The 11,616-nt window shown below is 59.2% G+C and carries 8 protein-coding genes; 3 read left to right on the forward strand and 5 right to left on the reverse strand.

The annotated features are described in order from the left end of the window. Positions 1-165 precede the first annotated feature (165 nt). Entirely contained in the window at positions 166-2,712 is a 2,547-nt protein-coding gene (locus ACPOL_RS09520; protein ID WP_114206854.1) for a beta-propeller fold lactonase family protein, read from the reverse strand. Positions 2,713-2,810: 98 nt separating this feature from the next. Beyond that, positions 2,811-6,119 carry a TonB-dependent receptor gene (locus ACPOL_RS09525; protein ID WP_114206855.1) on the reverse strand — a complete coding sequence of 1,103 codons (3,309 nt, stop codon included), beginning with the start codon at positions 6,117-6,119 and terminating at the stop codon, positions 2,811-2,813. Positions 6,120-6,409: 290 nt separating this feature from the next. Between ACPOL_RS09525 and ACPOL_RS09530 the strand changes: the two genes are divergently transcribed. The 3 genes from ACPOL_RS09530 (at position 6,410) to ACPOL_RS09540 (ending at position 9,314) form a co-directional block, all read left to right on the forward strand. Further along, positions 6,410-7,852, forward strand: coding sequence for a hypothetical protein (locus ACPOL_RS09530; RefSeq protein WP_114206856.1), 1,443 nt, complete (start codon positions 6,410-6,412; stop codon positions 7,850-7,852). Between the two features lie 400 nt (positions 7,853-8,252). Beyond that, positions 8,253-8,639 (forward strand): hypothetical protein, encoded by a 387-nt coding sequence (locus ACPOL_RS09535; protein WP_114206857.1) that lies wholly within the window; start codon positions 8,253-8,255, stop codon positions 8,637-8,639. A gap of 291 nt (positions 8,640-8,930) precedes the next feature. Continuing rightward, positions 8,931-9,314, forward strand: coding sequence for a hypothetical protein (locus ACPOL_RS09540; protein ID WP_150132945.1), 384 nt, complete (start codon positions 8,931-8,933; stop codon positions 9,312-9,314). Between the two features lie 14 nt (positions 9,315-9,328). On the opposite strand, the gene ACPOL_RS34640 is transcribed toward ACPOL_RS09540, so the two are convergent. The 3 genes from ACPOL_RS34640 to ACPOL_RS09555 form a co-directional block, all read right to left on the reverse strand. Further along, entirely contained in the window at positions 9,329-9,844 is a 516-nt protein-coding gene (locus ACPOL_RS34640) for a rhodanese-like domain-containing protein (protein WP_114206859.1), read from the reverse strand. A 64-nt stretch (positions 9,845-9,908) separates the two neighbouring features. Beyond that, positions 9,909-10,286 carry a cupin domain-containing protein gene (locus ACPOL_RS34645; RefSeq protein ID WP_114206860.1) on the reverse strand — a complete coding sequence of 126 codons (378 nt, stop codon included), beginning with the start codon at positions 10,284-10,286 and terminating at the stop codon, positions 9,909-9,911. Between the two features lie 630 nt (positions 10,287-10,916). After that, positions 10,917-11,495 carry a carboxymuconolactone decarboxylase family protein gene (locus ACPOL_RS09555; RefSeq protein WP_114206861.1) on the reverse strand — a complete coding sequence of 193 codons (579 nt, stop codon included), beginning with the start codon at positions 11,493-11,495 and terminating at the stop codon, positions 10,917-10,919. Positions 11,496-11,616 lie beyond the last annotated feature (121 nt).

Raw genomic sequence — 11,616 nt, forward strand, 5'->3', positions numbered from 1 at the left:
CCGGTCGTTGTTCACGATCAAGACTTCGGGTCGGCGTTGAAGTGGATAGACTGAGGCAGCCCACCATGCTGCTGCCTCAGGTCGTTAGGCCGCAGCTCCTGAGGCCTTTCAGCATTACGAGGGAACGAATGGCTTTTCGTGACGAGCGGGACGGAAGATGTTGCGCTAGTCCTTATCGCTCGCAATCATGTCGCCTGCATCGATGAGCGGACGGAAGCGGTGTACCGGCGGCGGCAGGGGCGAATCGACGCCCTTGATGCTCTTCCAGATGATCTCGTTGAGCGCATGCATCGGGGCGCGGTCCACATCAGAGAAGTCCATTTTGCGACTCTCCTCCGATCCGTAGTCTCCCTTCTTGTTCTTCGCGTTCACATCGATCTTCGGCGAGATCGCGTCGAATGGCGTCGCCCGTGCCTCGGTTCCGAACGAGGCATACATCGGCATCGCCGCTGCGTCGTACTGGCTCATCGGCGGCAGGCCGAGCAGCAACTCGATGGATCGCACCATCGAACTGGTCGAATAGAGTGTGCTGTCGACGATGCCGCGCTTGACGTAGGGACTCAACACCAGTCCGACCGTGCGCCGCGCATCGACATGGTCGGGGCCGTCCTGCCCGTCGTCCTCAATGATGAAGATTGCCGTGCTCGGCCAGTAGCGGCTGTGACTCACCGCATCGACCAGCTGGCCAATCGCGTAATCGTTGTTCGCCACCATCGCCTGCGGGGTAAATGCGCCCGGAGCGGTACCACGGGTGTGGTCTTCGGGCATGCTCATGATGACGAAGTTCGGGAGGCGTTGGTTCGGCTCCGGGCTGTCATAGTTCTTTTCATATGCCTTAAAGTCTTTCAGGAAGACGGCTACATTCTCGGTATCTCGTTGGCGCGATCCGAGATAGTCCGGTGCGACATGTCCCACCAGCCCAGCCACTCCGGGCGCGGCATCCATGGCCGTACCGGTGCTGGCCCGCGCGGCATACTCGCCATAAGAGCGGTAAGTGAGTCCTTTCCGCGCGGCCAGGTCCCACAGATGCCCTGCCGAGGGAATATAGGCTCGTGCCGGCAGGGCATCGCTGCGGCCCGCATAAGTAGGCGGCCAGTAGCGCTCGTTGAAGTCTGTGGCATACGCAGAGTCTGACCAGGAATGCCCATCGACGCTGACCTCGCCATCGCAATAGAGGTTGTCCAGGGTTACAAACTGCCGGGCAAGCGCGTGCTGGTTAGGCGTGACCTCTTCGCCGAAGATGGTCAGCCGGGAATCGCCCTTCGCGCCCTTGATGTCGCCGAAGACCTGATCGTAGGTGCGGTTCTCCTTAATGATGTAGATCACGTGCTGGATCGGCGTCTCCACCCCCACCTCACGCGGAAGGATTGTCGGCTGGCTCGCAGGCCTGGCCTCAGACAAGAGGGAGTCATTGTAAGGAGTGTTCTCGATGACCTCATGAGTCCATTTCGGCAGGCTCTCCCGCAGGTTGGCCACCGGCAGCACCTCGATGCTGCTCTTCTGCAGCGTCTTGACCGTCTCGTCGCCGTACCACTTGGAAGCCAATGGACTGCCCACGCCTTTGAGGTCAGGGTGACCCTCTTCACCTTTGCTGTTGCCGATGAAGAGCGTGTTGTTGTTCTCAGCGAGCGTCAGCGCCGAAGGGTACCAACCAGTCGGAATGAATCCGATGACGGCGCTATGACCGCGGACCGCAATCCGGATCACAGCAATAGAGTTGTTGTCAGCATTGGCGACGTAGAGCAATTTGCGCTGATTGTCGATTTCGATCGCGTCCGGAGTCGAGCCCTCGGGAGCAAGCGGAGTCAGCGTGGTCGAGAGCCTCTCGACCACCTCCAGTTTGTTCGTATCGATGACGTGGATGGTGTTGTCGTTCGAGCAGACGACAAACAGCCGCCCGTCTGCGGATAGCTTCATGTCATTCGGATTCATGCCCACATGCAGTGTGCGAATCACCCGGTTGGACTCCGTATCGATGACGCTCACGCTCTCGCTCGACCAGTTCGAGACGAACAACCTGCGGCCGTCCTTGCTCAGCACCGCGGCATATGGATTGATCTCGACCGGGATCCTCGTGACGATCTTCCGCGTCTTGGTATCGAAGACAACCACGTTGCTGGGGCCCAGTCCGGTTCCACGATTGGCTGCATAGAGCCGACCCTTCCCTGGCAGGTAGGCCACGCCGGCCCACCATACGTCTTTCGGATCGATGGTTTCCACCAGGCCACCGGTGGGCGTCTCGCTCAAACGTCCATCTTGATAGGTGAACTCATAGATCGGAGCCATGGTGCGGGCGATGTTCTTTGCGCCGGTCGCATTGCCGCCGGAGACATACAACGTGTGACCGTCGGCGGACCAGGCGAGTCCCAGCCAGGTGGTCTTGAGCGGGATCTGCTGCACTAACTTTCGCGTCTTGACGTCGATCACATCGATGCCGTGCGGCAGGTAGCCGGAGTGCGTCGCCACGATGATCTTCCCATCGGGAGAGACAACGGCGTTCAGCACCATGTCTTCGATGGTGGCGATAGGCTTTCCCGCCGGGGTGATGCGCCATCCGTTCGGCAGGTTAAAGCCGCCCGGAATGTACTGGGGAGTCTGTCGCGTCGCTTCACCGATAGTGCGGCCGCCGGGAGCAGAGAGCGTCTGGCCCAAACCCGTCAGGGAAAGGCTTGCAGACAGCAGGAGGATGGTAAGGCGTGTGCTTTTGAGCATAGAGAATGGACCGTTTTCTGATTGGAAAGGCGTGGCTGTCCGTCTGCCAGGGCCCGTGAACACGCCCTGACGGACTGCGTAATTAGAGGGCCGTTCGATTAGAAGCGAAACTTCGCGGCGAACTCGATGGTGCGGTTTTCGTTGACCGTCGACGAGATGACGCCGAAGGAGGAAGGAGTTGTCAGAGAGGCGCCGGGGACACTGAAGTTCGGATGGTTGGCGATGTTGAAGACCTCGCCGCGCAATTGCAGGTTGTAGTGTTCGCCAATTGTAGTGTTCTTCTCAAGGTTCATATCCCAGTTCTGGTAGTGCGGCCCCCACAGCATGTCATAAGCGGAGTTGCCGAAGGCATAAGCGGGGGGAGCGGCGAACGCCGCCGTGTTGAACCATTGTGCGTTGTTCTTATGGGCCGGATACAACGGAACTCCGGATACACGGTTGGCGCGTCCGCTGGCTCCGTAGACCTGGCTTCCCGGAGCAGTGTAGGTCACTGAGAACGGCTGGCCGGTCTGGAACGAGGTAACGCCGCCCAGCTGCCATCCGCCGATAATCCGGTCGGTGAATCGGCCCGCGTTACCGAACAGCATCCCGCCCTTGCCGAACGGAAGCCTGTACTGGTAGCTCACCTCGAGCGTTTGCGGCGTGATGTTCGAGATGTTGCCGTAGGAGTCGCCGATTGTCGTCGGGTTCTGATGGTTTTCCACCCCCAGCACTCGAATCCACTGATACTCGGCGTTGATCAGGAAGCCGTTGCTGAAGGCCTTGTGCAAGCCCACTTGCAGGGAGTTGCCGGTCGTGTGATAGATCGGATCGAAGTCCTCGGTGATGGCCGAGAACGCAGCGAACGGCCGGCGCGACTGCTCGGTGGTGGGTCCTGGCGGAGCATAGTTGATGTCCGGCTCGGTATTGCCGGGTCCGCCATGGTTGTTCTGGTGAATGGTGCGCTGGCCCACGTAGCCGATGCGCAGGGCGATCGAGCCGGGCAGTTGCTGCTCCAAAGCAAGGTTGTATTGCTCAGCGTAAGGCGCGATCGTTTTGTGCTGCGCAACAACCGACGGATCAGCGGGTATCGTGGCGCTTCCGGCGAACGGCGCGTTCATGGTAATCGCGGGTGTTGTGGGGGTGTTGGTGTAATTAACGCTAGTGATGAAGGGCAGGCTGCTGAACCCAGTACCCAGGTAGGACGAGGGCAGCAGGTTGTAGTACTGGCCCACCGCGCCACGCAACACCGTCTTCGGTCGAATCTCATAGGCGAAGCCTAAGCGTGGAGCAATGTTGGTGTTGGCCTGGCCAAGGTAGGAGTACATTTTGGAGGGCAGGCCCACCGCTGGCGCCAGGACCGAGTACGGGGTATACAGCGGATTGGTGATCGCAGGGTAGGAGTTTGCGAAGACCACGACCTTGCCGACGCTGGGCACAAACAGCGACTCGGTTCCATACGGGTTATCGTAGAAGTGCTGCAGGTCGTAGCGGATACCCAAGTTGAGAGTCAGGTTGTGCAGGATCTTCCAGTCGTCCTGGACATACACGCCGTACTGGGCGGAGTTCCAGCGAACGACAAAATCCTGCGGGTTCGAGGTACCGGTCGAGTTCGGGTATCCCAGCAGGAAGTCGGCATAGGCGTTTCGCGTGTAATTGCCGTTGAAAGAGAACGATCCGTGCCCGGACGAGTCCTGCCACGAAGTGTTGTAGAGAAACGAAAATCCCGTCTTGATGGTGTGCTTCGGGAAGACCTTGGTGAGCGACGTGTTGCCCTGATACGTCTGCTCGAGGTTCTTCGAGCTGCCTTCGGTGATGCCGGTGATGTTGGTGATGCTGATCGTCGGTGCTGCCGGGAGCAGAATCGGGCCCAGCCCGGGAATGATCGACGAGAAGTCGGTCTTGTAGTTCTGCCCGATACGGAAAAGGGGCATATGCATGTAGGAGACATAGCTGTCGAGCAGCAGCGTCGGTGAGAAAGTGTGGGTCCAGCCTGCTACAAAGATGTCGTTATGTTCGCCATCCTGCGCCACCCCGCCGGCCAGGCTGGAAGTCCCTACATCGGAGAAGGGTCCATAGAAGGCGCGCAGCCATGTGCCGCGCAGCTGGTCCTTGTCACTGATCTTATGATCAAAGCGAAAGTTCCAACGCGTGACCTCGGTCGTATGCGGAATCAGCTCTTGGGTGTTGACTCCAGTCGTCTGCGTGGTCGACGGAGGTATGAGCAGCTGCTGTAACTGGAGATCGACCGGGTTCAGGGGCACGTTAATGACATTGCCAGGGAAGGGCTGGTGGGTGAGCGGGTTCATGATGACCACATTTGGCGTACAGCTGCCGCCAGGCAGGAAGCAGCTGAAGTCCCCCATCCGCTCGGCCGCGGTCGGCTGGATGCTGCTGACAGAGGCGGACTGGGTAAGGTGGAAGCCCTCGAAGCTGACAAAGAAGAAGCTTCGGTTCCGGCCGTCATAAAGATGCGGAATATAAATCGGCCCGTTGAGGTTTCCGCCGTATTCGTTGCGCTGATAGGGGGCGCGCGACGGGGCTAAGGCGTGTGGCCCGTTAAACCATGCCTTCGCTGCTGTACCGCGGCTGCGATTGAATTCAAAGCCTTCCCCATGCAGCTTGTTGCCCCCGCTCGCACTGACGACGATGATCTGATTGGGCTGATTGAACTCCGCCGGAGCGCCCTGGTCGAGCACCTTGAACTCGTCGATGGCGTCGAGCGACGGCACCTCGCCCTGCGCGCGCTGCAACTCGATCTCCATGTTCGTGACGCCATCGAAGGTATTGCCCACATCGCCGTAGGAGTTCCGCTGGTTGGTCCCGAAGGCGAGTGTTACCCCGCGCACCGGCACCTGGTCCTGCGCTGCCACATCCTGTACGCCGGGAGTCAGATTGATGAGACCCAGGATGCTGACGTGTCCGTTCAGCGGCGTGTTCTGGATCGTGGCGCTGTCGATCACGAGACCGACCGAGGAGGTCTCGGTCTGGATCACGGGTGACGCACTGGTGACGTTCACTGTCTGTTGCTCCGAACCGAGTTCGAGATGGGCGTCGATTTGCGCCACCTGGTCAATGACGAGCGTGATGCCGCTCTGTTCAAAGACCTTGAAGCCGCCCTTGTCCACGCGGACACTGTAGCTGCCCGGCGCCAGCTGGGTTACGGCATATGACCCGAATTGCGATGTGGTGACCGATCGGACCTCGTTGGTAGTGAGCTGTCGCACCGTCACCGTCGCGTCTGCGACTGCGGCGCCGCTTGCATCTGTTACGACTCCATTAATCGAACCCGTTATGCCCTGCGCCAAGAGGCCTCGCGTCGATGCCAGGAAGAAGAGCAAGAACACGCTGCCCACCAGCATCGCGATCCAAGGGGCCTTCCGAGAGCCAGCGGTGCGCTCTGGTCTGTCGAAGATTCTTTTCTTCATCTCTCTCCTCATTGCGCCTACTCGGGATGCGTATCCGCAGGCAAGCTGCGCCAGATGTCCCGACAGCCCGAGTATTTGCGAGCTTCTCCATTCGCGATAGGGGTTTTCCATGTGTTCATCGCCTCGGACCACTCCCCTTCGCTGTATCTGCTTGTGAATTAAAGCGATTCCGCATGTGTATGGTTGCGTCGAACCCGGGTGTACGATCGCCGGAATACACGGGCATTTATCCACCGTTCATCCAGCCGGCCTAGAATTCGATTTAACGAAGAAAGAACTCAAAAGGCATCATGCAGACCCTCGAGCCAACGTCTAAGGCCGCTGCGGGTTTCCGCCCTCGCTCAGCTGATGCGGCCGATCCTCGATCACCGAATGCTGCCGATCAAGGCCCGCATCTCTCCGCGGACGACCAGCGCTGGCAGCTCGCCCTGCGCATCGCCGCCAGCCGATCATTGGGCCGTTCGCAGCTGCTATCGGACTTCCTTCTCTATATCGTCGAACGCAGCATCCAGGGCCGCCGCGGCGAGATCACCGAGCAGCAGATCGGCGTCGCCGTCTTCGGCCGGGCCGAGGACTACAACTCGAACGACGACAATATCGTTCGAAGTTACGCGCGCAAGCTGCGCCAACGTATCGACAATTACTATGCCAGCGAAGGCAGTGAGGAGACGCTCCGGCTGGAGATTCCCCGCGGTGGATACGCCCCTACCTTTACCGATCACGTTTCGCCACCAGCGATCGCCGAAGAGCCCTCTCGCGACGGCGACCCTGAGGGCCTTGAGCCCCGGAAGGGTGAGGAAGGCGATGAGCCCCGCTCCGCGAGAGCAGCGGGGATCATGCCCTCAGTTCCAATCATTCCTCGTCGCGCGTTCACGCCGGGCACGCTTGTTGTGCTTCTCCTCGGCATTCTGCTCGGAGTCGGGGCGATGCAGCTGAAACAGTCCCGGATCTTTGTCTCCCGTGCAGAAGCTACATCGCACACCCTATGGGCGGAGCTCTTCAGCGGCAATCGTGACACGTTCATCGTTCCCTCCGATGCCGGGCTGGTCATCATGCAGCGGCTCATCGATCGGCCGGTTCCTCTGAGCAACTACGTCAGTGGAACCTATCGCACCAAGCTCAAGGCCGACGATCTACCCAACGCCGCCGAGATCCTCAAGCTGGGGAACCGGCGCTATACCAGCGTGGTCGATCTCGATCTGGCCGCTCATCTGGCGCAACTACACGAGGTCGTGCCGGGACGTATGCTGCTCCGGTACGCTCGCGATCTCCGCATGGACGATTTGCGCACCGGCAATGCCATACTGATCGGCTCGGACGAATCCAATCCCTGGATTCAGCTCTTCGGTCCGCAACTCCAGTTTTCTTTTCACTATGACCCGAACTCCGACCAGCCGTCGGGCTTCGTCAATCCATCTCCGCGTCCCGGCGAGAGCGAGCTCTATACCACCAGCGGACAGGAAGACCGCACCTTCGGCATCATTGCCTACCGCCCGAACTTGGCCGGCACCGGCCACGTGTTGATCGTCGCCGGTCTGAATACGGCGGGCACACAAGCCGCGGCGGACTTCCTGCTCGATCCATCGTCGATGATGCCGACACTTCGGCGGTCGAAACTGGCCGACGGAACGCTCCAGCCTTTTGAGCTACTGGTCAGCGCCGGCAACGTCGCGACCAACGCCTCTACGCCGCACCTTGTACTCGAGCGGCTCGGCCTGCCTGCCTCGCATTGAGCTGGCTCGCTAAAGATCGTCCTATCTTGGCTTAACAAATCTTCGCCTTGACAAACCAAGCTGGCGGCTGGCGGAGACATAGAGCGCCACAACACACCATAGAGCGCCCACCGCTCTTCCATCACGCCGGTAAGACATAGCTTCGGACTATAAGCAACCAGCCCATAATGCATTCGAAGCGTTGCTGCACTAATGCAGGGATGTCCCAGTCTTGGTTCAAGAGCAGGACATGTCGAACTTAAGTCCTGTGTGAGGCAAACGCAGAAGGAAGCAGCGAGGCAAGTGAGGAGAGTTGTGGCTTCTGCAGATGGTGTCTTTCGGCCTCTTGTGCACCAGATCAATTAACCCTATGTTGAGTGGGTTGGCTTAATCCGAACGGGACTGGGGAGGATAATCTTCCATGAGTAGAATCGACGACCTTAAGCAAGAGTTGAGAGTCTTGAAGGCGGAATACAGGTCTAAGATGGTCCAACTCCACGCCGAAGAGTCTGCTCGCTTTTACATCAAGACTGGAGACCTGCTTCTGCTGGAAGAGGGGACTCACGCCCATTCCAAATCAGCTGTCTACATGGTGAGTAGGATCGTCTTCCGGTTGGGTGGAGAATCGGTTCTATTCGGCCATAAGCGCCTGAAGGATGAAAAGTCCTTTCATCATCGGGAGGTGACGGTCTGTTTAGACTTCGAGGCGCCCCGAGTAATTGGGCGCGTGGATGACTGGCGGAGGATTGTGCAACGAGCGACACCCGACAACCACGATTCGCCATACCTGTTTTCACGGAGCGCTTGAATTCATCCAGGGACGGGAGTCATGGCGCCATCCTGAACGATCTTCTTTCCTTCTTGCATCGCTCTTGGACCTGTTCGTCCATACGATAAGCGCGAAGGCCCTCACCTTGATAGAAATGTAAGTCGCGACGGTCACGTCTGAGATTGTAGAGTCAACCCGCCACGTCTTTGCTGCGGCCGGACCATTGCCTACGCCATTGGCCCCTACGTCAAGCGAGGTGAAGTCGTCTCGACGCGCTACACCACCATCAACATGCTGCGCACCATCGAAGACATCCTGCATTTGGAGCCCATGGGACTTAACGATGGATTGCAGTCGCCGATGACCGATGTTTTCACTCACGATTCCAAGCCCTGGGCCTATCGGCCGATAGTACCGGCCGTGCTGCGCAGTACGCTGCTTCCGCTGCCGCCCGCAACCCCGGCCAACACTCTAGCCGAGACCGCGCGGATACGGGCGTTTGAGCGTCCGCCGCACGACGCCGCTTCCTGGGTACAACGGTTGCAAGGCCTGGATTTTTCGCGAAGCGACCGCGCTGATACGACGCGCTTCAACCGGATCCTGTGGGCAGGGCTCAAGGGAGAAGACGTTCCATATCCGCGAAGCAGGTCCGGACGCAACCTGCGCGCCCACCGTAAGCAGCTGCTGAAAAGAGTGAGCACTCCGCTTCCCTGATTTCGTTCGCCATTCTAGGAAGGCTTCCTTGGGGGAACACCCGGCAGGCCCGCGGCGCGCCATGCTTGAAAGCCACCAACCATGTCCGTCGCGCGGAAGAGTCCAAGATCCTGCAGAGATGCTGCCGCAAGGCTTGAGGTATAGCCCTCGGAACAGAACACAATCACCTGGAGCTCGTAATCTGTCGCGACCGGCAGGCGGGCGCTCGAGGCCGGATCGAAGCGCCACTCGAGCACGTTACGTTCGACCACCAACGCACCGGCAATCGTGCCCTCAATCGCGCGCTGGCTTTCAGGACGAATATCGACGAGGATCGCATCTGTATTGGCCACCGCCTCATAGGCCTCGTCCGGAGATAGCCGTTGCAGCCGGGCACGTGCTGCCGAAAGCACCTGCTCGATGCTCAAGGCGCGAGTGGGGTCTAAGGACGTCCGGCTCTGCGGGCGCTGCTGCTGATCGGGCGTTTCAGCCTTCTCCGATGAGCGTTCGCGCGGAACCAGTCGACTTTCCTCCAGCTCGTACTCATTCATCTCGGCAAGCGGAGGAGAATATGCATGAATGCTGATCGCCGGTGCGATGGAGACATTACGGACATCATGCGTGTAGTCGGGACCGAAGGCACGCGGAATTGCCCGGATGTATCGTGCGGGTCGGCTCGCCGGGCCGATGCTCCTCGAGGATTCCGGTCGCTACGACGAAGGCTCCCGAGGATGCGCCATGGTCGTGGAAGCCGGTGGATTGCCCCGGCAGCCAGCTGATCACCCAGATGTCATGATCCGGGCCATGATATAGCCGTTCATACCAGCGCCGGTCGGCGCGCAGCCGCGCCCGATCTATCCATGCATCGGAAGAAGCGAAATGCGAGACGATGTTGGCGAGTTCCTCGGGAGTTCTCGAGTCCAGACTGGATAGGTCGCTCCCAGCAGGCATTGGGATGACGGCCTCGTGCGTAAGTTGTTCATCGGTTGCCATGAAATATCTCCTGGGGAAGCCGCATCTACGGCTTCTTTAGTCCCTGTGATTCAGCCGGCCCGGACCGGTGTGGTTCATTTTCCTTCTCTCCCGTAGCCGTCGGTTGCGGCTGATATCGCCGTCGCCTCTGGTGGGCTGCTTGGCGGCGACAGGCTGGCAAAAAGCTCGCAAAACGAGACGGTCAAGATGGCGCGCTTCGTTAGAGCAGCGAGATGCATGTGTCGCTCCACGGCTGGACCCTCGCGAACAAGGCACACAGGGGAGGGCGGTTTGTCGACGGATCCTGCGGGCAGATAACGGGGAAGTTCAGATGAGCTTTAGAGAAGGCGCTTCAGAGAGTCTGAAGAGAATATCGCGGCTCACCCAATGGAGGGATGGTCGCAGCGACAACAACGAAGCGTGGGAAATGCCATGGCCTGACATTAACATGGCGCCAAGAATCGGGTCAATGTTTCAGCGCCAATAGTCGCCTTGGGACGTGACACTTTCTGAAGACGTTCCCTTTCGGGAAGTCAGGCAGTTGAATCGAACGTCGTAACTTCGATGCAATGACTTTTCTAGTGAAAAAGCTTCTGCGCAAATCAAGATCTCGAGGACGATCTACCAGAGTTAGCCGTCAATCAACCGCTTTCATTGCGGATCAGAATTCTGTACTCGTGTCGTGACATAGCCCTCATGCGCCATGCTCGCTCCCATAGGAATGTAGGCTTCCTCTTCCTGCGGTGCCCAGGTGGCAAGACCGTCAACGTAGCGGTTGTACATGCAGAAGGCCGCGGCGATCAGGACCGTGTCGTGAATTTCAGTGTCAGTTGCACCTTGCTCGCGCGCACGTGCAATGTCTTCAGCAGTGACCCGCTTGCCCCCTTGCTGGACGTGGCCGGCGATGTTCAAAAGCGCTTTCAGTTTCGGCGAAATAGGAGCGGCCTCAAAGTCCCGTTTGATTGCGGAGATCAGCGCGAAATTCGTCGCAAGTTCCACCGGGCCGCCTAAATGATGGGCGGCAGCGGCGCCGTGACTTGTCTGGCAGAAATGACAATCGTTCTGGCTTGACGTGTAGGTGGCGATGATTTCGCGGTCTGCTCTCGAGAGCGTGTTGGGTCCGCGGAGGAGGACTTCGGCCAGCCTGCGCAGGGGCTCTGCTGTGTCGGGCCGGAAGGCGAGCGGTCCGGTAATTCCTGGAAGTCCTTCTGGAAATGTGATGTGGGGCATTGGGCTCTCCTCCGCTTTGCTCAATCTCGATTGGCTTTCGGTAGCCCATGCTACGCGGATTCAAGGGCCGTGCGCCTCCATCCAAAGGTGGAGAGCGGTTCCCACAGAGCCGCATCGTGTA

This window comes from Acidisarcina polymorpha (assembly GCF_003330725.1).
Classification (GTDB): Bacteria; Acidobacteriota; Terriglobia; order Terriglobales; family Acidobacteriaceae; genus Acidisarcina; species Acidisarcina polymorpha.